The organism is Streptomyces sp. NPDC051582 (assembly GCF_040681715.1).
Lineage (GTDB): Bacteria > Actinomycetota > Actinomycetes > Streptomycetales > Streptomycetaceae > Streptomyces.
Window position 1 is genome coordinate 121500 of sequence record NZ_JBFAZJ010000019.1, and the last position, 22997, is coordinate 144496.

The following is a 22997-nucleotide window of genomic DNA, read 5'->3' on the forward strand; positions in this document are numbered from 1 at the left end:
GATCACGGCTGTCACCGGATGACCGGACCGCTGCCACGATGCGCCCCAAGGGAGGTGGCCGGTTGCCGTGAGGGCGCCGATTCACACTCGGTGACGATGATGGGCGTCCCTTGTCCGGGTGAGGGCAGTAGTCCGCGCCGGCCTCCGGTCGCGGTCCGCGGGTGATCGGGGCAGCATGGAGCGGTATGGCGGGCTGGTCCGGACACAGCCGGTCGCCGCACACCATGCGTGGTGGTCGGAGGGAGGCCCGAGGCGCCGAGAGGGTGCACCGCCGTTTCCGGCGCTGCCGCTGTCCGTTCGCCCGCGGCCGCACCCGCTCCCTCCTCGGCTTCCGCGCCGTTCTCCGGGGCCCGCATCCACTGCCCGATGGGAGCACCCTCATGTATCGACGCACCCGACGCGCCGTGATCACCTCCCTGCTCGTCTCCTCGGTCGTGTGCGGAGGCACCGTGGTCCTCGCGCCGGCCTCCGGTGCGGCGGTGCCGGCCGCCAGCTGCACGGTCACGCCCAACGCGGACGGGACCGCCGTCACCATCTCCGGCGAGGGGTTCACGGCACCGCGCAAACTCAACGACGGCGAGAGCACCGAGGTCCTGAACGTGGACGCGACCGGGCACTTCCTCCTGAAGCGCTTCCAGAAGAACGTCGACTACACAGTCCTCGCGGTCAACGAGGACCAGCCCTTCGTCTTCGTGAACTGCAAGCGCGTCCCCGCGGCCACCTCACCGCAGGCCACCAGCCCGACCCAGCCCGGCTCCCGACGTGATCGGGCCGAGGGCATCGCGGCCGGAGCCAAGGCGGGCGTCGCGGCGGCGGCCAAGAGCTGCGCCACCGCGCCCGTGGCGGACAAGAGCGGCCAGCAGCACAGCGACGCCTACTGGAACAGCTGGAGCCAGGCCGCCAACCGCGCCTTCCGGAAGGCGTGCCAGAACCGATAAGAGCACAGTGCACCCCGGCCCCCAGGGAGCCTTCGAAGGTTTCCTGGGGGCCGGGGCGCGTCACCACGTGGCCGGCGTGGCAGCGAAGAGATCCGCGTCGGCAACCACGCCCCTGCACCCTCCGTTTCGGGCCGCCGCCGACAGGAGCAGCTACCGCCGAGTCCGCGTCAACCGAGGTCCGTACCAGCGCTTCGACGACCGGCCTGCCGACCAGTTCCGCGACCGCCCGTACCATCCGGGCCCGCTGCTCCGCGGGGACGGCCGGGGCGGCGAGCGAGCGCAGCACGTCCGCCGTGTCGCGGGCGTTCTCGCGGGGCAGCACCCACGCCACGTACACGAGCTGCGCGCCGAGCAGGATCAGGTACTGCAGCGGCACGAGCAGGGCCACGGGCAGCAGCAGGGCCAGGGGCAGCACGATCAACCAGCCGCCCCGGATCCGCGAGGGACCGCCGGCCGGCGGCTCGAACCGCCGAAGCCCTCGCCACCACCGCGGGATCTCACACGCCGGACGGTCCGGGTGTCGGGCCGGATCGCGGACGAGTCACGAGATCACCGTCAGCACGATCTTGCCTTGGATGTGGCCCTGCGCAGCCCGCGCGTGTGCGCTGCCCGCGTCGGGCAGCGGGTAGGTGCTGTCCACTCCGACCTGGAGCTTTCCCTCGTCGAACAGGCGCCCGATCTCGGCGAGCTGGGGGCCGTTGGAACGTACCTGGATGTTCGAGACCGCGATGCCCAGACGCGCGGTCTCTTCCGGGTCGTACTGGGCGAAGAACACCGGAAGCATGGTGCCGCCGCGCTTGAGCACGGTCAAGAAGCGTGAGCTGTCCGGGCCACCGACGGTGTCGATCACCAGGTCGACACCGCTGACCACGTCCGTGGCCTGCGTCGTGGTGTAGTTGATGAACTCATCGGCGCCGAGCTTGCGCAGGAACTGCTCGTGCCGGCCCGAGGCCACCGCGATGACATGTGCCCCCTTCCATTTCGCCAGCTGCACCGCGAAGTGGCCCACTCCACCGGCGGCCCCGTTGACCAGCACGGTCATCCCGGGCGTGATCGGCACCGGCTGGTGCACCTGGCCGGTGAAAGGAGACGGCACGTCGTGGCCGAGATCAATCAGGTACTGCCAGGCCGTCAGCAGGGCCATCGGCGATCCAGCCGCCTGTACGTGGTCGATGCCGGCCGGCTTGTGAGCCAGGTGCGAGGCCGGCGCGGCCACGTACTCGGCGTACGTCCGGCCGTCGAATCCGGGGAATCGCAGCATGCCGAACACCTCGTCACCGACGGCGAACCCCAGGACGTCGGGAGCGACCGCCTCCACCACGCCGGACACGTCTGATCCGGGGATCAGGGGGAACTCAAGCGCCGGCCTCATCTCGGCCGGCATGACCTTCATTCCCTCACGCAGGTACCAGTCCGGCGGGTTGATGCCTGCCGCGTGCACTCGGACGAGCACGTCCCCCGGGCCGATCTCGGGAACCGGCACCTCGTCATACCGCAGAACTTCCGGTCCGCCCGCTTCGTGGAACTGGATGGCCTTCATCGTGCCCGTCGCTTTCTTGAGGAATCGTTGCTCCGTCAGTCAAGGCCCAAGGCGGCATGCACGTCCAAGACTGGTTCGGCAACCCGACCATTCCGAAACGGCATGACGCGTACGCTGGAAGGGTGAACGATCTCGGACGGGACCTGGAACTGCGGCTGGTGCGCTACTTCACCGTGGTGGCGGCACACCAGCACTTCGGCCGGGCCGCCGCCGACTTGCACGTGGCCCAGCCGGCGCTGAGCCGCCAGATCCAAAGGCTTGAGAAGCATCTCGGCGCACGACTGCTGGACCGCGTACCCCAGGGCACCCTGCTCACTCCGGCCGGCGAGAGGTTCCTCCCCCAGGCGCAAGCCCTGCTGCAGGCCGCCCGCCAGGCCGAGCTGGCCGTACGTGAACAAGCCGCGTCCGAACGAATCGCCATCGGCTACGTCGAAGACCTGGTGATCACTGCCGCCGTACGGGAACTGCGCCGCCGTTACCCGGAAGCCGAGATCGCCACCCGGTACCTGAGCTGCCGCGACGTCGGGGCGCTGTCCGACAAGCGCGTCGACGCCCTGATCGCGCGGGCCCCGCTGCCGCTCGCCGCCGACGAGGTGCTCACCACCCCGCTGTACCAGGAACCCCGGATGCTCGTGGTCCCGCGCGGCCATCGACTGGCCGACCGCACGTCGGTGACCGCGGAAGAACTGGCCGACGAGGAGGCCGCGCCGTGCGCGTTCGAGACAGCGGACTGGACTTCCTACCGGATCCTCGGGGCCGGCGTGCCGCCGATCGAGAGCTACGAGGACAAGCTCGAACTCGTCGCGAGTGGCAGGGCGATCGCCGTGCTGCCAGTGGGCGATCGGCGTAGCTCACTGCGTCACGACCTCGTCACCGTCCCGATCGAGGGCGCTCCTCCCAGCCAGGTCGTCCTGGTCAGCCGCAAGGGCGACCCGAATCCGATGATCAAGAATCTCCGGCAGGCGGCCGAGGCCGTCCTGACTGCCCCGAAAGCCTGACCGACTCCTCTGACGCCGCGGGCGCCTCGCAGGGCGGGGGTCTCGGTGATCCGTCGACGACGGGGATGGAGGCCGGGCACGCCGGGCCGGCCACCGACTTCGGCAACCCGCACGCGACCTGTGACGGCACGCGGTCGACCACGGGCGCGGACACCGGCAGGCGGTCCGAGCGCATGATGAAGGTCACCGGCCCGAGCACCAAGACCGCGGAATCCATCGTCACTGCCCCTCCGCCCGCTCGAACCCGGCCGAGCCGCGGCCCACGGGTCAGCCGGTCAGGACCATCCGGAAGCGCGCGGCACCCGAGAGCATCTTCTGGTACGCCTCGTCGGTCCGGCTCAGCGGTACCGCCTCGACGATCGGGCGGATTCCGTGCAGCGCGCTGAAGGCCATGGTGTCCTCGACGTCCTGCGAGGTGCCGGACGGGTGGCCGCGCACGACGCGTCCGCTCATGAGCAGCTGCATCGGGCTGATTTCCAGCGGCTCGGGGGCCGCGCCGATCACCACCAACTCCCCCCGGTGCGCCAGGCCGTCCACGGTCGCGGTGATGGCACCGGAGTTGGCGGCGGTGGCCAGCACGACCTTGGCGCCCCCGAGGGACCGCAGTGCGTCCGCAACGCTCGTACCCGCCGTGCTGTCGACGTAGTGGTGTGCGCCGAGCTGCTCGGCGAATTCCGCCTTGTCGGCCCCGCGGGCGATGGCCACGGTCTCGAAGCCCATCGCCACCGCATACTGCACGGCGAGATGGCCGAGGCCGCCGATGCCGAGTACGGCGACCAGGTCACCCGGCCGCGCGGAACTGCGCCGCAGCCCGTTGTACGTGGTCACTCCCGCGCAGGCCATGGGTGCCGCATCGGTGGCCGCCAGCGCGTCGGGGATCCGGGCGAGGGCGTCGGACGGGGCGATCACCGCCTCCGCGAACCCCCCGTCGTATGCCCAGCCCGGTACCTTGAGGTTCTCGCAGACGATGAAGTCGCCCTGCCTGCAAGCAGTGCAGTGGCCGCAGCTCCCGCCGAACCAGCCGACGGCGACCCTGTCACCGACCTGCCAGCCCCGGTCCTGTGCCCCTTCGCCCAAGGCTTCGATCCGGCCGGCGACCTCATGGCCGGGGACCAGCGGAAACCGCACGCCCGGCACCTTGGCGCCCACGAAGACGGCATCGCTGTGGCAGATCCCGCAGGCATCGACGGCGATGCGCACGTGGCCGGGCCCCGGCTGCGGCACCTCGCGCTCGACGATCTCGAACCGTCCATCGGGGGAGGTGACCTGCGCGACTCGATACGTACCCATCCGACCCTCTCTCAGACACGACTCGGCGCCACCACGACTCGACGCCCCCGCATTCCAGCAGAACAGCCCTGTCCCGATCGCGCGCGCCGACGGTCGCATGCGGGTGGATGGGGGTGGATGAGGGTGGATGCGGAGGCTGTCGTCCGTCACGTGCGGTCACCGCATTGCTGTCGAGTGGCGGTGTCACCGGGCCAAGAGCGTCAACTCAACCGAAGGTCATCTCACCCGAAAGTGTGGTGACTGTGTGGCGTTTGACGGGGGCTTTCGGTCATGACGGGGTGGGCGGGAGGGAGTGACGAGGCGAATGCGGCGGGGGCGGTGGGCCTGCGGTGTGATGCGTGACGGTGTGGCGGGAGCGGTTCGAGGGCGGATTGCGCAAACCCCGGCACGCCGGATTGGCTGAGCCCCGGCCTTCGTCACTTTACGTGTTCAGGCCCTGTGCGGTGCCCTTGCGGCGTGTTCGGGCTCCACCAAGGCACGCAGCAGAAGCGGCCGATCGGTGGTGCCTTTCAGTAGCGTCGATGCGAAGGGAAGCACCATGACCACACCTCCCGTTCCGCTCCGCGTCGCCCTGGCCAACGGCAGCTTCGAGCAGCCCGCCGTGACCGGTGTGGAGATCCTGCCGGACTCGTCACAGACACAGGCGGCCAAGCGGGTCCCGGGCTGGCTCACCACCGCCTCCGACCACATGATCGAGCTGTGGCACTCGGGGTTCCAAGGAGTGCCCGCCGCCGAAGGTGCCCAGTTCGCCGAGCTCAACGCGAACGAGGTCTCCACGCTCTACCAGGACCTGCCGACCACGCCCGGCACGAAGCTGTACTGGCGGCTGTACCACCGCGGCCGCCAAGGGGACGACACGATGGCGCTGGACATCGGCGCACCCGCTGCCCCGGTGGAGCAGCGGCGGCTCACCGACGGCAACACGGCCTGGGGTTACTACACCGGTACGTACACCGTTCCGGCGGGCCAGACACTGACGCGCTTCGCGTTCCGCTCGATCTCCGCCGCCGGCGGCGTCCGCAGCATCGGCAACTTCCTGGACGGCATCTTCTTCGGGACCGCCCCCTCCGTCGCGCTCGACAAGGCCGCCTACCCCGCTGGACCGCTGGAAGTCGGCGACGTCATCACCTACCGGATCACCGCCAGGAACGTGGGCGGCGGCCCGGCGGAGAACCTCGTCCTCACCGACGTCGTCCCGCCGGGCACCACGTACCTGCCCGGCTCCCTGCGGATCGTCGACGGCCCCAACGCCGGTGCGAAGAGCGACGCGCGAGGTGACGACCAGGCCTCCTTCGACGCCCGCGCGAACAAGGTCGTCTTCTGCCTCGGCAACGGCGCCACCGCCGCGGACGGGGGCAGTCTGCCCAACACCGAGACGCTGCCGGCGGGGAGCACGGTCGAGTACCGGGTCACCATCGACCGGGCCGGCGGCGGGAAGGAGATCAGCAACACCGCGACCGCCTCGTACGAGAACCGGCTCGGCGACAAGCCGGAACCCCTGACGTCCACCTCCAACGATCAGGTCACGCAGGTCAAACCGGCTGCCGACCTGAGCATGACGAAGGCTGCCGACGCGACCACCGTCACGGTCGGCCAGACGGTCACCTACCGCATCACCGTCCGCAATGCCGGCCCCAACGATGCCACGGGCGTCATCGTCACCGACCAACTGCCCGAAGGCCTCGCCTTCCTGTCCGCCGACGGCCCCGGAAGCTACTCCGCGGCCACCGGACGCTGGTCCGTGGGAGGGGTGCCCGTGGGCACCGCGGCCACCCTCGTGCTGCGGGCCAAGGCCACCAAGCCGGGCCTGATCGGCAACACCGCCACCGCCAGCGCCAACGAGAAGGACCCGGACACCGCGAACAACGCCGACACCGTCACCGTCTGCGTCGCTCCGGCGCCCTCATGCTGCGACCCCTGCGCCGGCGGGAAGTAGCCCCGGCCAGGCGCCGTGCGCAGCTGCCGGGTCGTCGCCCCGAGTGGACGACGACCCGGTGGCGCGGGACTCGCGTCGGGTCACCCGCCTCCGGACGAGGAGCGGCACCGCCCCGGCCGACGTCGTCCGTGACGGTGCGGGCGCCTACGCGTTCGCGGATCGGATTGCCGACCCGGCGAAATCGGCGGGGACTGCGGACGTGGTGCGAACGCGGCGCGGCGGCCGCCCGCGGGCCGCGTTCTCCAGCCCACCGCGCCGGTGCCGGTGTCGCGCTGAGAGGGCAGCAGTGGCCGCTGGCACCGCTGGTAGCCGGACGGCACCGGCGCGGCCGGGACACGGCACGGATGGTGGCTTGCGTTCTCGGGGGAGGGTGCAAGCCACCGCCATGTTTACGCGCCCGCACACCTCTCAGATGAAGAAGCGTGGCCCCCGCGCCCGCGGGGATGAACCGGTCGAACTGCGGCAGGGGTGGAGGCTTCCCGTCTGTGGCACGAGGCGCAGGTCCATTGCGTGCAGGCGAAGGCCTGGGCGGAAGCTGCCCGGCCGCTGCGGAAGGCCGGCGGCCGCGGTCGGGGTACTTCCCCCGCGTACGGGGCCGGCGCGCAGGGCGCGGACGTCACCGGTGGTGGGCGGTGGCCCGACGGTGCCCGGTGCCGTTACCGGTGTGCCGCCCCGGGCACCTGGCCCGTCGAGGCCGGGTACGGGCAAGTCCCGCTGACCTGCCGCGAGGAGAGTGCGTGTCCAATCCCGGCCCCGCTGCCGCGCCTGCCGTCGATCCGTTCGCCGAGTCGATTCTGCGGCGGCTTGCCGGCTGATGCTGACCCTTCCGTCAGGGTGGGCTGCGTACTCGACTGCGAAGGCCCATTCTCCGTCCCGCCCGACACGACGGCCCCGTCGCCACAACGTGAGCCGTGTATTCCGTATTCCCGTGCGCAACGGCCAACCGCAGCGGCGGCGTTCAAGGTTGAAGGACGGCGTTCAGGTGGCGCTTGACCGGCTCGAAGAGTCCGTAGGGGATGTACCGAGGGATCTCGTACAGGGTCGCCCACGCGACCTCGGCGATCTCGTCGACGTCCGCGGTCCCGCCGGCCAGCTCGCAGGCTGTGTACGAGACCTGTCGGCCGGTGATGGGGTGGACCCGCTCGCCCAGCGGGGCCACGGCGACCACGTCCACACCGGCCTCCTCCCTCGTCTCGCGGACGGCGGCCTCCTCGAAGGACTCGCCCGGCTCGACCTTGCCCGCCGGGAACTGCCACGAGAGCTGCCCCTCTGCGACGCGTCGGCGAACGAGCAACACCCGGCCCTCGTACACCACGACGGCCCCTGCAACCCAACCCTTGAGACCGGCACTACCGGGCGGCGACGCCTCCCGGTCAGCCACGACGGCCACCGGCATCCGGAGTGAAGGAGCGATTGGCCATGAAGAAGCAGAACAGGCGCGGGTCGCCGATGGTCATCAATCGAAGATCCTTTCCGTCACCGCGGCCGTCACCGCTGCTTCCTGCCGGGCGCGCTCGAACTCCAGCTGCCACGCTCGCGCCCCGGCGTAGGCGACCTGGACCATGCTGCCCGGACACAACACCAGCGCCCGGGCCTCGATCTTGTGGTCCTTGACCGACCCGTACTCGATCCTGCCCGGACCGACGGGCCGTAAGCAGAATCCGGGGCGGCCACACAAGGTGGGCGCCCCGGATGCGGGGACTACGCGGAGCCGTCGCGCTCGCGGGCGACCATGACTTCGATCCCTGCGACGAGGATGTCGAGGGCGTACGCGAAGTCCCGTTCCCAGATGGCGCTGACGCTGCCGAGCGACACGCGTTCGTCGAGGATCTCCACGATCGGTTCGAGTGCTTCCGCGAACTGCGGATCGTCACGGTAAGCCCTGACCGACTCGCCGTAGAAGTCGTCCTGGGACATGCCTGCCTCGGCCGCCCGGCGCTCGAACTGCGACTCGATCGTGCCGTAGCCGTACACGAACTGGAAGATTGCCGACATGGCGCTCGGCTGCCGTTGCATCGGCAGACCGGTGTCCCCGACGGCTTCCTGGATCTTGGCGCCGACAGCCATCGCGTGCGGTCCGATGTTCAGGTAGCGCCCTGCGCTCGGTGACATCCACGGGTGGCGGACCAGCATCCGCCGGTAATCCAGGGCCAGGACGCGGACCCGGTCCTGCCAGCCCCCGGCGGCATCGACTGCGTCGAGGTCGATCTCCCCGTAAACCCAGTCGACCGCGTACTCGATGATGTCGTCTTTGGTGTCCACGTACCAGTAGAGCGACATCGCGGTGACGCCCAGTTCGGTGGCCAGCTTGCGCATGGAGAGGCCGCCCAGCCCGTCCTCGTCCAGCATCCGGATCGCGGTCGCCACGATCCGTTCGCGGTCGAGGCCGGCCGGGCCGCCTCCGCTGCGCGGGGCTCGCTGTTCGAGCCACACGCTGGAACCCGCCGGGTTCTTGACCCGGTCGGCGGCCTTGACCATCGTGTTCCTCCGTGCGCTCACCTGTCAGCGGTCCATCGCCATGCTATGCAGCCGCGTCCCCCTGCGCGGACCGCTCCGCCCTGCGCAGCAGCGCCGCGGCGACCAGACCCCCTGCGAAGACGGCGACCGCTCCGACCAGCTGGCTGGTCTGGAGCCCGGAGGCGAAGGCGTCGGAGATCTCCGCCCGTTCGGTCTCGCTCCCGGCCGCCGCGAGGGCCGCGGGCAGCGACGTCGCGGTAACGGCGACCAGAGCGGCGAACCGGGCATTGAGGACGGCGCCGAGGACGGCAACGCCCAGTCCGTTGCCGAACTCGGCGAGAGTGCCGTTGATTCCGGCGCCCACACCCGCCTTCTCGGGCGGGATCGCGCTCATGATGGCGTTGGCCATGGCGGGCGACGAGACGGCGATGCCCGCACCCATCAGGACCAAGCCCAGGAGCATGCCCCAGTAGCTGCCTTCCGTGCCGCCACCGAGAACGGCGATCGAGGTGAGGCCGCCGGAGACCAGTGTCATGCCGATGAGGACCGCGAGCGGGGTACCGATCTTCATCACGAGTTTCGGGCCCAGTCCGGTCAGGTTGAGGCCCACGATCGTCAGGGCGAGCGGCGCCATCCGCAGACCGGCTTCCAGTGGCTCGTATCCGAGGACGAACTGCAGGTGCTGGGTCAGGAGGAAGAGTGAGCCGCCCATGCCGAAGACGACGAGCAGCGAACCGCCGATGGCTCCAATGAACTTCTGATTCCGGAAGAAGCTCATGTCGAGCATCGGGTAAGGGGCGCGCAGCTCCCACACGGCGAAGGCGCCAAGGACGGCGGCGCCGACGGCGGCCGGGAGCAGTACCTCGGGGGAGGCCCAGCCATGCCCGGGGCCGGTGATGATCGCGTACACGACGGCGATCATGCCGATCGTGGAGAGCAGCGCGCCGAGCAGGTCGGGGCGCTCCCCCTGCGGGTTCTTCGACTCCGGTACGAGCTTGAGGACGGCGACCAGAGCTATCAGTGCCACCGGGATGTTGATGAGGAAGATCATTCCCCACCAGAAGTGGTTCAGGATGGCTCCGCCGATCAGCGGGCCGCCGGCGAAGCCGAGCGAGCTGACGGTGGACCAGAGCGCGATTGCCTTGACCCGCTCCGAGTCGTCGAAGATCTGCATGACGACGGCGAGCGTGGTGGTCATGAGGAGTGCGCCGCCGACACCCATGCCGGCCCTTGCGGCGATGAGCTGCTCGGTGGAGCCGGCGAGTCCGGCGGCGAGTGAGCCGAGGCCGAAGAGCGCGAGTCCGGCGGCGAGGAGTTTCTTGCGGCCGTAGCGGTCGGCGGCGTTGCCCGCGGTGAGCAGGAGGCCGGACTGGACGAGTGAGTACGCGTTGATCATCCATTGGATGTCGGTGGTGGACGCGTGGAGTTCGGAGGTCAGCGAGGGGATGGCGACGCTCAGGACGGTGTTGTCGAGCAGCACGGTGAGCTGGGCGAGGCAGATGACGCCGAGGATCAGCCAGCGTTGCGGGTGACCACCGGTGGTGGTCGGCGAATCGGCGGCGGTCGTCGCCGTCATGGTTCCCCCTTGTACGGTGTATGGGACTGGTCTCGTACACCGTACAAGGGCCTCTCGTACGCTGTACAGCGGTTAAGTTGGGGGCATGCGCGTGAAGGGTGAGGCAGTTCGCGTACACGGCCGATCGGCATGCGAAAGCCGACGTCGTGGCCCCGCGCAGGAGGGATCGCCACCGCTCGCGCCGTCCATCCGCAGCGGCAAGCCAACCGCCGGGCCGGGAGTGTGTGGGGAGCCTGTTCGATGTGCGGAGCGGGGGCGTGGGCCGGGCCCTCGCTTCCGGGTTGCGTACGTGTTCAACTGCCGGAAAGAAGTCTGTCGCGAACATGACAGATCCCGTCGCGACCGTCTTTCCGGACAGATCAAGGACCGTCCAAAGGAAGAAACGTGACGATGCGTCTGGCCGCCCGCGCTTTCACGCTCGTGCTCTGCACGGCTCTCGGGGTCTGCACCGCCCTCCCGGCGCAGGCCTCCTCCGTCAGCGGCATCCGGCCGAAGGCCGAGACCGCGCCGCTGTACGACGACGGGGCCGGCGGCGACGCCAACGCGGACGACCCGGCGATCTGGCGCAACGCCGCCGACCCCGACCGCAGCCTGGTCGTCGCCACCGTCAAGCAGGGCGGTCTGCGGGTGTACGACCTGGACGCCCGCCAGGTGCAGTCGATCCCCGCCCCCGCGGGACCGGGCGCCGGCGACGCGCCCGGCCGCTTCAACAACGTCGACCTGGTCCAGGGCCTGCGGCTGGGCGGTGGTCGTGCCGATGTCGCGGTGGTCAGCGACCGCGGCAACGACCGGCTGCGCATCTACCGGATCGACCGGGACGAGCCCGGCGGCCCGCTCACCGACATCACCGCCCCTGGAGCGCGGCCCGTGTTCTCCGCCGACCAGGCCGAGGTCAACGAACAGAGGACCGCCTACGGCCTGGCCACCTGGACCGACCGCAAGACCGGCCGCTCCTACGCGCTGGTGAGCCGGCGCAACCGCACCCGGATCGCCCTGCTGGAACTGATCGCCACCCCGAACGGCACGGTGGACTACCGCCAGGTCCGCACCGTCGACCTGCCCTCCTCCTTCCGCCTGCCCAACGGCGCCGCGTGGACCCCCTGCGCCGAGCCGGGCGAACTGCCGCAGGTCGAAGGCATGGTCGTCGACCCGGCGGACGGCACCCTGTACGCGGGGCAGGAGGACGTCGGCATCTGGCGCATCGACGCGGGCCTCACCGGCGCCCCGAAGCTGATCGACAAGGTGCGCGAGTACGGCGTCCCCGGCACCTACGACCCGCAGACCGAGGAGTGCACCCCTGGCGCCGACCCCGGCTACGGCGGCAAGCACCTGACGGCCGATGTCGAGGGCCTCACCCTGGTCACCGAGCCCGACGGCGACGGCTACCTGCTCGCCTCCAGTCAGGGCGACAACACCTTCGTCGCCTACGACCGCGAGCGCAGCGAGCGCAACGAGTTCGAGGGCGCTTTCCGCATCACTGCGGCCTCCGCCACACTCGACGGCTCCGAGGTCTGCGACGGAGCCGCAGCCCTGAACGCACCCCTCGGCGCGCGCTACCCCCGCGGCCTCCTCGTCGTCCAGGACGGCCGGGAAACCCCCGCCGACGGCGACCGTGAGGCAACCGGTTTCAAGTTCGTCGATCTCGGCGAAGTCCTCGACGCCATCGACTGAGCCGGCCCCGGCGGGCGCACGGAAGCCCCCTTGCCCGTCGGTCTCCGAGCGGCGGCCCGCGTACGAGGACGTCAGGGCGTCGGCAACGGCGGCTGCATCCGGGTCCGCCACCATCTGCCGGGCATTCGGGCAGGGGGTCGTCCCGGACGGGCAGCCACTACCCGTACAGCGGGGCCTGTCCCTCGGGCCGGGCGAAGAATCACACGTGACCGGGCCAGGTGGGCCGCGGCTCAGATGACCAGGACCCGGCGCCCTCGGGTGTGGCCGGCGCGGCTGTCGGCGTGCGCAGCCGCTGCCTCGGTGAGCGAGTACGACTTCTCGACCGGGATGTGGAGCCTGCCCCGGGTGATGAGGTCGACGGCCTCGGCGAGCGCGTCCGGTACGCTCCCGGCCGCGCCGGAGAACCGGACGCCCAGCCGTGGCGCATCGAGGTCGGCGATGGAAACGACCTTGCGCGGGTCCCCGGTCAATTCGACGAGTTCGCGGATCACGCCCGAGCCGGCCAGGTCCAGGGCCGTGTCGACACGGCCCAGTTGTCGCACCCGTTCGACCCAGCCCTCGTCGTACGTCGTGGCGAGGGCGCCCAGGCCGCGCAGGTAGTCCTGGTTCGCGGCCCCGGCCGTGCCGATCACCCTGATGCCGCGCGCACGGGCGATCTGCAGCACCGCAGACCCGACACCGCCGGAAGCGCCGCTGACCAGCAGGCTCTGCCCGGGCCCCACGCCGACCTCGCTGATGATGCGCAGGGCGGTCTCCACGACTGACGGGTACCCGGCCGCCTCCTCGAAGGCCAGGCCCTCGGGCATCCGGGCCCAGGCCGACAGCACCGCGAACTCGGCGTAGGTGTCGAAGCCTTCGCCGAACACGCGGTCACCGACCTCGACCCCGTCCACGCCCTCGCCGACCTGATCCACCACCCCGGCGGCGTCCAGGCCGACCCCGGCGGGCAGTTCGACCGGATGGGCTCCAAGTGCCTGGCCCTCCCGGATCCTCCAGTCGACGGGGTTGACCCCCGCCGCCCGTACGGCGATGCGTATCCGGCCGGGCCCCGCGTGGGGCTCCTCGGCTTCCACCAGTTGCAGGACCTCGGGACCGCCGAACTCGGCGAAGCTGATTTTCCTCATGCGGCCGACAGTAACCCTAACGGTTAGGACTTCACAACGGTCAGGGATTCATACCTGGTAGTGTCAAGGCATGATCGAGCCGTCCGGACGCCGCGAACGCAAGAAGGCCGCGACCCGTCAGAAGATCGCTGACACCGCGCTGCGTCTCTTCCTGGAGCGCGGGTACGACGCCGTGGGCATCCGTGACGTGGCGGCCGAGGCAGACGTGGCCGTCACCACCGTCTTCGCCCACTTCGTCTCCAAGGAAGCCCTGGTGTTCGAACGTGACCAGGACTTCGAGCAGCGCCTCACCCGGGCGGTGGCCGACCGGGCTGCGCACGAGCCGCTCATCCCGGCGCTGCACCGCGAGGTCCAGGCCCTGGTACGCCACTGCACGGCGGAGGGGAGCGCCCCGATCCGCCGCATGATCGAGGGTTCACCCGCCCTGCGGGCGTACGAGGAGTCGATGAGCCTGCGTCACGCGCAGGCGCTGGCAGAGGTGATGGCCGCCGATCCCCGCTTGTCCCGGAGTCCGACGGCCTGCCGGGCGACCGCGCGGTTCGCCATCGACGCCTATGTGCTGGCGTGCTGGGCGGACGATCCCGGGGCCACGGTGGACGAGGTCTTCCGGATGATCGAGGCGGCCTGGGAAGTCACCGCGCCCCGAGTCGGATCCGACCGGCCGCGGAGACCGTAGCGCGGTCCGCCGAGGAGGACGGCCTGTCTTCGCGCGCGGGCCGAGCGGGTTGCGGAGGCCTTCGCCGCCCTCCCCGCCGGCCGGCGGGGAGGCGTTCGGCGGCGTGACATCTGCCTACCGTCGACCGCTACGGGGGTCGGGCCGGGCACAGGTCACGCAGGTGGCCGCCGCCGGACGGATTTCCAAGCGCTCGGGCGGGATCGTCGAGCCGCAGCTTTCGCACGTCCCGTAGTCGCCGTGGTCCAGCCGTTCCACAGCGCGGTCCAGCTCCTCCAGGTGCTCGCGCGCCTGCGCGAGCAGGGAGGTCACGTGCGCCCGCTCGAAGGCGGTGGTGCCCCCTTCAGGGTCGTGCTCGTCATCGACTGCGACCAGGGCGTTCGCCGCGACGATCCCGTCGAAGTCGCGGCCGAGCGCCGCCATCCGTGCCAGGGTGTCCGCACGGTCGGCTGCCAGTCGCTCGCGAACGCCGGCCACGACCGACCGGCGGTGACCCTCCCGGTAACGCCGGGGCGTATCGCTCATGGGTGCGTCAACGCCGCTCCGCCGCCCGGGATTCCCCGCGGCGGCGTTCTCGCCACCGTGCGTCCGGCTCGTACGGTTCTCCGCACGCGGGTGGGTGCCCAGGTGGCGGTCAGGAGGGCCTGCTTGAAGGCGGCGCTCGCGATCATGCCGCTGACGCTCCCAGGGCCTGCCCGACGGGCTCGTACGCGGTCGTGGACGCCCTCAGCACCGGCGCCCCCGGCCGCGGCGGACCATCAGGATCACGGCCACGGCGGCTGCGGCCAGCAGGAGCGGGGTGCGGTTGGTACGTGCGGCCGCCGCTGCCCGGTCGGCCTTCTCCATGAGCGGATCGGGGGTCTTGTCCTTCACCAGGTGAGTGACGTCACCAGCCTTCTCGCGGATCTGGTCGGAGACCAGCGCTGCCTTCTCCGCGGCCTGATCCTTGATCTGGGCGGCCTTCTCCTTCGCCTGCGCCTTGATGTCGGCCTTCGCGGCGAGGGCCTCGACGGTCTTGCCGAGCTCGTCGCGGGTGCGCTCGACCTGATCGCGCAGTTCCTCGGAGCCACGGTCTTCCGGAGCGGGGGCGGGGGTGCCGATGTTGGTTCGGGCGTCGTCGTTCATCGGTGTGCCTTCTCCTTGATCTCGGCCAGGTCGGCCTTGACGCTGTCGATGGTCTGTTCGGGAGCCGGAGTGCCGGCCCGGGCGATCTGCTTCCTTCCGGCCAGGGCGGCCACGCCCGCCACCATCCCCAGGACCGCGGTGATGATGAGGGCGGAGGCCCACACGGGCAGGACGAGGGCGAGCGCGGCGATACAGGTGACCACCAGGGCCTGAAGTGTCAGAAAGCCGACGATCCCTGCGGCGCCGAAGAGGCCGCCTCCCTTCCCGTAGCGCTTCCCCTTCTGCGTCATCTCCGCCCGGGCCAGCTGCATCTCCTCGCGCACCAACTCGGACATCTGCTGCGAGGCGCGTGAAACCAGGGCGCCCACCGAGTCGTCGGCGACGGGGGGCTGTCGCTCTGTCGTGGTCATGATGGGGACACCTTGCCCTTCTTCGATCGGCTGGAACGGGCGACTCATCGCTCCGGTGCTCGAAGTGGCGCCGCCGCCGTCCGGACGGGTGTGCGGCGCCGTGTGCCTGCCCGAGGCGATGCCGCTCAGGGTCGCGATGCTCATGTCTTCGCCACGGGGCGACTACCCCGCAACGGCGATGTCACCCGCCAAGCCGTCGATGTGGGTCCGGCGCGAACAGAACGTAAGGCCGTCAGCGCGCTACTTGCTCTTCTTGCGCAGCGCGCTCGCCCTGTGCACAGCGGACCGGTCCGTCTTGTGGCTTTCCACCTCGTATCGGGGCTCCCGTGCGCCTGCCCCCGCCGAACCGCTCCGTGTCATTCGGCGCTGAAGAGGGTTCGTCACGCCCTGAAACGGGCACGCGCCGTTCGTGGACGGGAAAACGTCGCAGCCTCTCACCCCCGACGGGCACCATGTCGTCATCGGGGGGCGCCGGTGGCGCGCCACCGATCCGGCCGTCCCGGACGACGCGTCCGCCCGACTGCGCGCCCATCTGATGGCGGCGCGCCGCGCTGTGGCCGCCGCCCGGCGCGCCGGCGACGCGGAGGCGGAGCAAGCCGCCCGGGACCGGGTGCAGATGGCGAAGGTGGCTCTCGGGGAGCGCGGTGTCCCCTGGTGGGAGCAGAGTGCCGCGGAGCGAAGGGCACGCTGGGGTGACGGTCTGCGATCGCTCGACGCCTGAGGCGAGGAGTACGAGGGGCAGACCGCGTCGGCGGCGCAGTGCCCGGCCGTGGGAGGAAGCCGCAATGGCCAGGCGTATCGAAGAGCAGCCGGGCCCTGCGCTGGACCGCGCACCGACGAACTGGCGGCGGCCGGCGGCCCCGCGGCCCCGCAGCCCGATCCCGGTCCGCCCGCGCCCGAAGACCCCCGTGCCGGGGGAGTAGAGGTCAGGAACGGCGGTGGGTCCCGTGACGGTGGCCGAAAGCCCCCGTCACGGTGCTCACGGCTGCTCCCCACCTGCATGTGGGTCACGACGCGCAGGTCCGCCCGCCCCGCCGGGGGCGTTCAGCCCCGGGAGGCCGAGGACAGCGTGGACGGGTCGACCCCGGAGAGTTCGACGATCCGGTGCGCCGGTACACCTGCGGCGAGGGCCCGGCGCAGCAGGCCGTCACGGTTGTCCTCGCTGTCCCGGAACGCGAGCAGCTCCTCTTCGATGCCCGCGACCTGGTCAGTGGCCGTGGCGCGGCGGACGCGTTCCAACTCCTCCTCGCTGAGCGGGACCGGGAGCCGTTCGGCCTCCTCCGGGATCAGCCCGGTCTGCTCAGGGGGAATGACGCGCACCACCGAGGACGCCTGGTTCACGCCTTGGGCCGTGAACCAGGCACGGACAGCGGGTGTGTCCAGGCACTCCAGCTCTCCGACGAGGGCAAGCGGCGTCCCCTGCCAGACGTCCGCGCTCATCGCGAGGAACAAGTACGCGTCATCCGTCATCGCCGGCCACTCTCCTGACACACCGTAGCTGTACTCGATCGACCGGCTCCTACCCCCTCCTGCCGGGGCCAAGCTGCGCCGTTCGGGGCCGGGACCAGGCCTGCTGCACGAGGCAGGACTGGAGCCGGCCGGGCAGCAGGACAGCTCTGCGTGGGACGAGCCCGCGATACGGGCCGCTCTGGCCGTGGCGCAGCCTCGCGGGCGGGCGCGGCTCGGTCGCTCCGCCCTCGTGTGACCTGCCTGTTCGGTGATCTTCCTGCGTCGTCGGCCGTCTGCTCGTAGCGTCTGGTGTGGAGCGGTCGTTCGGGCCGCCGTCGAAGGAGAGCGGGAAGGAGCCGACCATGTCGGAAGTGATCGAGAGCTTGGCACACGAGGGTGGCACCGTGCTTGTCACCGCGTTGGCCACCGGGCTGGTGGGCGCCGCGCGGGGCCTGCCGCGGCTTTGGCGCCGGGAAGGCACCGAGGAGCGGATGGCGGCGGAGTTGGAGCGTTCGGCCCGGGAACTGGCCGACGCACAGCCCGAGAACCGCGATGCCGGAGCGCGCGTGGCGGTGGTATGGGAGACCCGGTTACGCGACCTGCTGCTGACCGATCCGGCAGCCCGCGGCGAACTGGAGCGGCTCCTGACCGAGATCCGGCGCGAGCACCCGCAGGTCACGACGGCCACCACCCAGCACGTCACGGCGAGCGCCCCGAACTCGACGGCGCAGGGCGTGATCGGAGGCAGCATCCACAACCACGCCCCCGCCGCCCCACCCGGTCTCGGAGCGCTCCCCTCGTCGGACACACAGGCATGACGGTGCCCCGGTCGCCCAGTGGAGAGGAACCCGCGGAGGCGTCCTGGGGCGACGGCTCCGAGGGCGCCGGGATCGTCCAGAACGTCTACGCGTTCGACGGCTTCGCGTACGGGGCGATCAACGCGGACATCCACATCCACGGTGACGGCCGGCCCGTGTACGTACTCGCCGAGCACGAACCGCCGGACGGCGATCCCGACCCGGCGTGGATCGAGCAGCCCAGCCGACTGCTCAACGCGGCCAACGCGGTCGTGCCGTTCACCGGACGCGAGGCCGAGGTGGAGGAGTTGATCCGGTGGCGCGGCCCGGGCGCGGGCCGTCACAGCCCCACCGGAGCCCAGGGCGCCAGCCACGAAAGCCACGAAGGCCGCGCCCTGGCCGTCCGTTGGCTGCACGGCCCGGGCGGCCGGGGCAAGACCCGGCTGGCCGATCACTTCGCCGCGCGGTCCGTCCGTCAGGGGTGGAAGACCATCGTCGTCCGGCACGGCGGAACGGTCCTGCCCGAGTCCGCGGGCAGTCACGACGCACGCGCCGGCCACCTCCGCGGGCTGCTCGTCCTGGTGGACTACGCCGACCGGTGGCCCCTGCGGGACCTGGCCTGGCTGTTCGCCAACAGCATGTTCGACGGTGGCCCACGCGGCGGCGCCCGAGGGGAGCGGGTGCCCGTACGGGTCCTGCTGGTGGCCCGCACGCCGCACGCGTGGCCGGCGGTGAAGTCCATGATCGGTGGACGAGCCGGTTCCTCCGAGTACGAGTTGGCGCCACTGGCCGTGGAACCGGGAGACCGGGGGCGCATGTTCGCCACCGCGCGCACCGAGTTCGCGGAACTGTACGGACGCCCCGACGCGGCATCGGCCTCCTCCGCGGTGCAGCTCGCGGACCCCGCCTTCGGGCTCACCCTCACGGTGCACATGGCGGCCCTCGTCGCCGTGGACGCGCACGTCCACGGACGGACGGTCCCACGGGACCCGGCCGGGATGTCGGCCTACCTGTTGGAGCGGGAGCACGAGAACTGGCGGAGGCTGTACGAGAACGCCGCGGCCGGCCTGGACTTCCGGACCCCACCGGACGACATGGCGAGCGTCGCGTTCGTCGCCACACTGACCGGCGCTTCCACCTGGGAGGCGGCCGCGACGGCCCTGCAACGGGCGGGCGTGGCCGACGCACCCGGGACCCTGAGGTCCCTCCTGCGCGACCACGCCCGCGTCTACCCGCCGATGGACCCGCGCACCGTACTCGAACCGCTCTACCCCGACCGGCTGGCCGAGGACTTCCTGGCACTGACCGTGCCCGGGCACACGGTCACCGGGTACCGCGCCGACCCGTGGGCGCTGGGGGTTCCGAAGGCACTGCTGACGTCGCCCGGCGCCGCCTCCGTCGCCCCGCGCTCCGTGACCCTCCTGGCCTCGGCGGCCGATCGATGGCCCCACCTCGCCGAACAGGTCCTGCACCCCCTCCTGCGCGACCACCCCGACGTCGCGCTCGACGCGGGCAGCGCCGCCCTGGTGGCCATCAGCGCCATCGGCGGGACCGACCGGGAGATCCTCGAAGCCATCCAACGGGCCGCGTTCCGGAGGCTGGGCGGCATGCCGCACGTGGACCTCGACACCGGCCTGGCCGCCGTCGCCGTACGCTTGGCCGCCCTCGTCGAACCCGGCGCCTCCGATGCCGGGCGGGCCGGGCTGTACCGGCACGTTGCGCTGTGCCTGGGCCGCGCGGGGCGGTGGGCGGAGGCCCTGACGTACGCGCGGCGGGCCGCGGACCTCCACAGTCATCCCGCCGCCCCGCCCCGGGACCGGGCCGGGGCGTTGTCCGCGCTGGCGGTCGCCCTGGCGCACGCAGGGAAGCACGAGGAGGCCATGGAGAGGTCACGGCAGGCCGTGGACCTCTACGAGACCCTGGTGTCGGCCGACCCCGACGCCCACGCGGTGCTACTCGCGGAGGCACTGGGCAACCATGCCAACCGCCTGGCAAAGGCCGGACAGCGGCGCGAGGCCCTGGAGTGTTCCGCCCGCTCTGTCGAGCTGATCGGATCAGCGCTGCCCGAATCCATTCCGTTCCCCCGCGTCCAGTCGCTGTCGACGGGCACGACGTTGGCCAATCACGCCACCCTGCTGTACGAGGAGGGGCGGCACGAGGAGGCGCGCGACTGCTATCGCCGTGCCAAGGAGCAGTACCGTGCCCTGGGCGAGGCCGATCGCGCCGTCAGCCGCCCGATGGAGGCACGTCTGTCGCTCAACCTGTCGCTCCTGGATGCCGCAGCGGGCGACCTGGTGGAGGCGGTGGCCGGTTCCGCCGTGGCGGTCGAGCACTTCACGGAACTGGCTGAGATCATTCCGGGAAGCCACCTGCCGGACCTGGCCAGTGCCCTGACCACGCACACCGGACACCTGTGGACGTTCGGGCTCCGCGAAGAAGCCCTGGACCGGTCCCGGCAGGCGATCACGGCCTGGGGCAAATTGGCCGACGAGAACCCCGGCGCGTACCTGGTGGGCCTGGTCGCGGCGTTGCGCAACCACGCCGGCTTCCTCGCGCAGGCCGACCGGCGCGAGGACGCCCTGGACTGCTCGCGCCGGGCCCTGGGGCTGGCAGAGGAACTGAGCGGGGAACCGGGCGGCGAGGGGAGTGCATCCGACTCCCGGTCCCACCTCCCGGAGCTGGCGCGCGCCCAGTGGTCGTACGCGTTCGTCAGGTCCGTACTGGACACCGACCTCGATGGCGGACTCGCCGCGGCGGCCCAGGCCGTCCTTGCCTTTCGTGATCTGGCGGAGCGGAACCCGCAGGCGTACACCGCTGACCTCCTGGGCGGATACGCACTCCTCGCCGACCTGCTGCAACGCGTCGGCCGGGCCGAAGAGGCCGCCGACATGCGACTCACGGCCGCCCGGCGGCGCGCGGAGACATCCACCGCCGGACGGGCCGGACCGGCCGGACCTGATGGACCCGACGCGAGGGACGACCTCGAACGCGCCTACCGGGCTGAAGCCGAGGAGGGCCACGTACCCGCGATGATCCACCTCGGGCGTCTGCTGGAGCAGGCGGACCGGATGGATGAGGCCGAACCATGGCTGAGGCGCGCCGCCGAGACCGGCCAGCCCACGGCCATCGTGCTCCTGGCCGGAGCCCTGCTCGCCCGGGGCCGGGCCGACGAGGCCGAACCCTGGCTGGAGCGATCCGCCCGCACCGGCGATGTCACCGCCATGAGCCTGCTCGGCGAACGACTGATCAGGACCGGCCGCGGACCCCAGGCGGAGGCGTGGCTGCGCAAGGCCGCCGAGGCGGGCGATACCACCGCCCTCTACGAATTCGGGGTCCTCCTGGAGACCACCGGGCGGGCGGAGGAGGCCGAACTCCGGCTGCGCCAGGCCGTACGGGCAGGCCATCCACGAGCCGCCGGTACCCTGGGCGTCCTCCTGTACGACAGCGGCCGGGCACGAGAAGCGGAACCGTTCCTGCGACAGGCCGCCGACGCCGGCAGCGCGAGCGCGATGAGCAACCTCGGAACGCTCCTCTACACGGCGGGCCGGACGCAGGAGGCCGAGGACGCCTACCGGCGCGCGGTGGACGCCGGATTCGACCGTGCCCAGTACGACCTCGGCGTACTCATGGAGAACACCGGGCGGCCTGCCGAAGCCGAGCAGTGGTACCGCCGGGCCGCCGGGTCCGGGCACCTGCCTGCCATCGCCGCCCTGGCCATCCGCCTGTGCGAGGCGGGGAAGCTACACGAGGCCGAACCATGGCTGCGGCGCGCGAGCGACGCGGGAGATCTGGGCTCGATGGTCAACCTGGGGCTCCTGCTCGGGCGCACCGGCCGGGCCCCGGAAGCGCAGCGGTGGCTCCGGCGGGCCGCCGAGGGAGGGGAGGCCGGGGCGATGGGGCCGCTCGGGAGCCTGCTCTGCGAGCTCGGCAAGTGGCGCGAAGCCGAGCCGTGGCTGCGGCGCGCGGGTGACGCCGGTGATGTCACATCGATGGTCAACATGGGGTACCTGCTCTTCCACGGCGGGCACAGAGCGGAGGCCGAACAGTGGTACAGGCGGGCCGCGGCGGCCGGTGACCCGACGGCCGCGAAGCTGCTGAGCGGCCGACTGTTCAGGGGGGCCGGGGAGAAGCCCCGGCGCCGCTGGGGCTTCCGCGCACCCGACTGACCCTCCGAAACCGCCGCGCCGAACCCGGGCTGCCCCCCCGCCCCGCAAGTCAGGGCGACTGTCTCGTCAGGCCTGCCGCCTCGACCCGGGCTGCGTGGGGAGGGTTGATGCCCACCCGCCGGGCCCTGCGCGGGTGTCCGGGCCGGGTCAGAGCCGGTCAGGCTCCGGATCGGACGGGGCCGATGACGGTGCCGGCGGCCACCTCGAAGGGGCCGTCGGCGGCCGAGGTTCCGGGGATCTCGCCGTCGGGGGCCCTGAGTGTGAACGACGCCCCGTCGGCGGGGGCGCGGTGGCCGTTGTCGGGGACCTGGATGTCGAAGTGGACGGGCCGGCCGGGCCCGAAGGTCACCGGGGCGGTCTGGTCCCCGTAGCGTCCGGCCGTGATGCCGAGCGGTGTGCCCCGGTGCGCGAAGGCCACGTCGGTCGGGGAGCCGGCGAGGCGGCACGGCGCGTAACCCTTCGGGGCGGTCAGGGTGACACGGAAGTGAACGTGCCCGGCACTGGCCCGGTCCTGCGTGATCTTCGCGAGGTGGTTGGCCGGCCGGCAGGCCGACGGGGCGGCGGCGCCCGCTGTCGCGGCCTGCCCGGTACCCGCGCTCGCGAGCGCCGCCAAGGCAACGGCAACGGCGACGAGGGACGTACGGCTGGTGCGCATGCTGAACTCTCCCTGCTGTTCCAACTGGTTACCCCAGGTTCCCCACGGAGTCACGGGCGGGGAATTCCTGCCCGGCGCTCCCTCACGACACTCCCCAAATGCCAAAAAACCAGTCTTTGTGCTCAAAACGCCAGTGCCGCAGGGCGGCTCGGGCGGTGGTGGTGCGGGCCTCGGCGGCGGCCCTGAGGTCGC

General features: G+C 71.5%; 19 protein-coding genes. 8 read left to right on the forward strand and 11 right to left on the reverse strand.

Annotated features, from left to right (window positions below):
• Window positions 1-380: 380 nt before the first annotated feature.
• Window positions 381-938 (forward strand): hypothetical protein, encoded by a 558-nt coding sequence (locus AB0M92_RS24315; protein ID WP_366104381.1) that lies wholly within the window; start codon window positions 381-383, stop codon window positions 936-938.
• A 541-nt stretch (window positions 939-1479) separates the two neighbouring features.
• Here the strand turns inward: AB0M92_RS24315 and AB0M92_RS24320 are convergent.
• Window positions 1480-2478: an NADP-dependent oxidoreductase gene (locus AB0M92_RS24320; RefSeq protein WP_366104382.1), complete on the reverse strand. Its 999-nt coding sequence runs from the start codon at window positions 2476-2478 to the stop codon at window positions 1480-1482.
• Between the two features lie 122 nt (window positions 2479-2600).
• On the opposite strand from AB0M92_RS24320, the gene AB0M92_RS24325 reads away from it, so the two are divergent.
• On the forward strand, window positions 2601-3476 hold the full coding sequence (locus AB0M92_RS24325) for a LysR family transcriptional regulator (RefSeq protein ID WP_366104383.1): 876 nt from the start codon (window positions 2601-2603) through the stop codon (window positions 3474-3476).
• 267 nt (window positions 3477-3743) lie between these two features.
• Here AB0M92_RS24325 and AB0M92_RS24330 read toward each other — a convergent pair whose 3' ends face one another.
• Window positions 3744-4766 (reverse strand): alcohol dehydrogenase, encoded by a 1023-nt coding sequence (locus AB0M92_RS24330; protein WP_366104384.1) that lies wholly within the window; start codon window positions 4764-4766, stop codon window positions 3744-3746.
• A gap of 538 nt (window positions 4767-5304) precedes the next feature.
• Between AB0M92_RS24330 and AB0M92_RS24335 the strand changes: the two genes are divergently transcribed.
• Window positions 5305-6702 (forward strand): hypothetical protein, encoded by a 1398-nt coding sequence (locus tag AB0M92_RS24335; RefSeq protein ID WP_366104385.1) that lies wholly within the window; start codon window positions 5305-5307, stop codon window positions 6700-6702.
• Between the two features lie 958 nt (window positions 6703-7660).
• Here the strand turns inward: AB0M92_RS24335 and AB0M92_RS24340 are convergent.
• The 3 genes from AB0M92_RS24340 to AB0M92_RS24350 form a co-directional block, all read right to left on the reverse strand.
• Window positions 7661-8098, reverse strand: a complete 438-nt coding sequence (locus AB0M92_RS24340) for an NUDIX hydrolase (protein ID WP_366104386.1) — start codon at window positions 8096-8098, stop codon at window positions 7661-7663.
• A gap of 305 nt (window positions 8099-8403) precedes the next feature.
• The gene (locus AB0M92_RS24345; RefSeq protein WP_366104422.1) at window positions 8404-9180 is read right to left on the reverse strand and encodes a TetR/AcrR family transcriptional regulator C-terminal domain-containing protein; all 777 of its coding nucleotides are present in this window, start codon (window positions 9178-9180) and stop codon (window positions 8404-8406) included.
• Window positions 9181-9223: 43 nt separating this feature from the next.
• Window positions 9224-10735 (reverse strand): MFS transporter, encoded by a 1512-nt coding sequence (locus AB0M92_RS24350; RefSeq protein WP_366104387.1) that lies wholly within the window; start codon window positions 10733-10735, stop codon window positions 9224-9226.
• 384 nt (window positions 10736-11119) lie between these two features.
• Between AB0M92_RS24350 and AB0M92_RS24355 the strand changes: the two genes are divergently transcribed.
• Complete coding sequence (locus tag AB0M92_RS24355; protein WP_366104388.1) at window positions 11120-12406, forward strand: phytase; 1287 nt, start codon at window positions 11120-11122, stop codon at window positions 12404-12406.
• Window positions 12407-12636: 230 nt separating this feature from the next.
• Here AB0M92_RS24355 and AB0M92_RS24360 read toward each other — a convergent pair whose 3' ends face one another.
• Window positions 12637-13530 (reverse strand): NADP-dependent oxidoreductase, encoded by an 894-nt coding sequence (locus tag AB0M92_RS24360; protein WP_366104389.1) that lies wholly within the window; start codon window positions 13528-13530, stop codon window positions 12637-12639.
• Between the two features lie 70 nt (window positions 13531-13600).
• Here AB0M92_RS24360 and AB0M92_RS24365 point away from each other — a divergent pair, with 70 nt between their 5' ends.
• The gene (locus tag AB0M92_RS24365) at window positions 13601-14206 is read left to right on the forward strand and encodes a helix-turn-helix domain-containing protein (RefSeq protein ID WP_366104390.1); all 606 of its coding nucleotides are present in this window, start codon (window positions 13601-13603) and stop codon (window positions 14204-14206) included.
• Window positions 14207-14320: 114 nt separating this feature from the next.
• Here AB0M92_RS24365 and AB0M92_RS24370 read toward each other — a convergent pair whose 3' ends face one another.
• The 3 genes from AB0M92_RS24370 to AB0M92_RS24380 form a co-directional block, all read right to left on the reverse strand.
• Window positions 14321-14728 carry a TraR/DksA C4-type zinc finger protein gene (locus AB0M92_RS24370; protein WP_366104391.1) on the reverse strand — a complete coding sequence of 136 codons (408 nt, stop codon included), beginning with the start codon at window positions 14726-14728 and terminating at the stop codon, window positions 14321-14323.
• Between the two features lie 201 nt (window positions 14729-14929).
• The gene (locus AB0M92_RS24375; RefSeq protein ID WP_366104392.1) at window positions 14930-15328 is read right to left on the reverse strand and encodes a DUF3618 domain-containing protein; all 399 of its coding nucleotides are present in this window, start codon (window positions 15326-15328) and stop codon (window positions 14930-14932) included.
• A complete protein-coding gene (locus AB0M92_RS24380; RefSeq protein ID WP_366104393.1) occupies window positions 15325-15738 on the reverse strand; it encodes a phage holin family protein in 414 nt (137 codons plus the stop codon). Before AB0M92_RS24380 ends, AB0M92_RS24375 begins: the two co-directional genes overlap by 4 nt.
• 409 nt (window positions 15739-16147) lie before the next feature.
• Here AB0M92_RS24380 and AB0M92_RS24385 point away from each other — a divergent pair, with 409 nt between their 5' ends.
• On the forward strand, window positions 16148-16459 hold the full coding sequence (locus tag AB0M92_RS24385) for a hypothetical protein (RefSeq protein WP_366104394.1): 312 nt from the start codon (window positions 16148-16150) through the stop codon (window positions 16457-16459).
• Between the two features lie 323 nt (window positions 16460-16782).
• Here the strand turns inward: AB0M92_RS24385 and AB0M92_RS24390 are convergent, their stop codons facing one another.
• The gene (locus AB0M92_RS24390) at window positions 16783-17208 is read right to left on the reverse strand and encodes a DUF6003 family protein (RefSeq protein WP_366104395.1); all 426 of its coding nucleotides are present in this window, start codon (window positions 17206-17208) and stop codon (window positions 16783-16785) included.
• Window positions 17209-17549: 341 nt separating this feature from the next.
• Here AB0M92_RS24390 and AB0M92_RS24395 point away from each other — a divergent pair, with 341 nt between their 5' ends.
• Complete coding sequence (locus tag AB0M92_RS24395) at window positions 17550-18005, forward strand: hypothetical protein (protein WP_366104396.1); 456 nt, start codon at window positions 17550-17552, stop codon at window positions 18003-18005.
• Window positions 18002-22150 (forward strand): tetratricopeptide/SEL1-like repeat protein, encoded by a 4149-nt coding sequence (locus AB0M92_RS24400; protein ID WP_366104397.1) that lies wholly within the window; start codon window positions 18002-18004, stop codon window positions 22148-22150. Before AB0M92_RS24395 ends, AB0M92_RS24400 begins: the two co-directional genes overlap by 4 nt.
• A 157-nt stretch (window positions 22151-22307) precedes the next feature.
• Here AB0M92_RS24400 and AB0M92_RS24405 read toward each other — a convergent pair whose 3' ends face one another.
• The gene (locus tag AB0M92_RS24405) at window positions 22308-22805 is read right to left on the reverse strand and encodes a DUF4232 domain-containing protein (protein ID WP_366104398.1); all 498 of its coding nucleotides are present in this window, start codon (window positions 22803-22805) and stop codon (window positions 22308-22310) included.
• Window positions 22806-22997: the final 192 nt, after the last annotated feature.

Bases quoted from the DNA above. Each gene is read 5' to 3' on its own strand.
- AB0M92_RS24315 (WP_366104381.1), top strand. From the start codon at position 381: ATGTATCGACGCACCCGACGCGCCGTGATCACCTCCCTGCTCGTCTCC.
- AB0M92_RS24320 (WP_366104382.1), bottom strand. From the start codon at position 2,478: ATGAAGGCCATCCAGTTCCACGAAGCGGGCGGACCGGAAGTTCTGCGG.
- AB0M92_RS24330 (WP_366104384.1), bottom strand. From the start codon at position 4,766: ATGGGTACGTATCGAGTCGCGCAGGTCACCTCCCCCGATGGACGGTTC.
- AB0M92_RS24335 (WP_366104385.1), top strand. From the start codon at position 5,305: ATGACCACACCTCCCGTTCCGCTCCGCGTCGCCCTGGCCAACGGCAGC.
- AB0M92_RS24340 (WP_366104386.1), bottom strand. From the start codon at position 8,098: ATGCCGGTGGCCGTCGTGGCTGACCGGGAGGCGTCGCCGCCCGGTAGT.
- AB0M92_RS24345 (WP_366104422.1), bottom strand. From the start codon at position 9,180: ATGGTCAAGGCCGCCGACCGGGTCAAGAACCCGGCGGGTTCCAGCGTG.
- AB0M92_RS24350 (WP_366104387.1), bottom strand. From the start codon at position 10,735: ATGACGGCGACGACCGCCGCCGATTCGCCGACCACCACCGGTGGTCAC.
- AB0M92_RS24360 (WP_366104389.1), bottom strand. From the start codon at position 13,530: ATGAGGAAAATCAGCTTCGCCGAGTTCGGCGGTCCCGAGGTCCTGCAA.
- AB0M92_RS24365 (WP_366104390.1), top strand. From the start codon at position 13,601: ATGATCGAGCCGTCCGGACGCCGCGAACGCAAGAAGGCCGCGACCCGT.
- AB0M92_RS24370 (WP_366104391.1), bottom strand. From the start codon at position 14,728: ATGAGCGATACGCCCCGGCGTTACCGGGAGGGTCACCGCCGGTCGGTC.
- AB0M92_RS24375 (WP_366104392.1), bottom strand. From the start codon at position 15,328: ATGAACGACGACGCCCGAACCAACATCGGCACCCCCGCCCCCGCTCCG.
- AB0M92_RS24380 (WP_366104393.1), bottom strand. From the start codon at position 15,738: ATGACCACGACAGAGCGACAGCCCCCCGTCGCCGACGACTCGGTGGGC.
- AB0M92_RS24390 (WP_366104395.1), bottom strand. From the start codon at position 17,208: ATGACGGATGACGCGTACTTGTTCCTCGCGATGAGCGCGGACGTCTGG.
- AB0M92_RS24395 (WP_366104396.1), top strand. From the start codon at position 17,550: ATGTCGGAAGTGATCGAGAGCTTGGCACACGAGGGTGGCACCGTGCTT.
- AB0M92_RS24400 (WP_366104397.1), top strand. From the start codon at position 18,002: ATGACGGTGCCCCGGTCGCCCAGTGGAGAGGAACCCGCGGAGGCGTCC.
- AB0M92_RS24405 (WP_366104398.1), bottom strand. From the start codon at position 22,805: ATGCGCACCAGCCGTACGTCCCTCGTCGCCGTTGCCGTTGCCTTGGCG.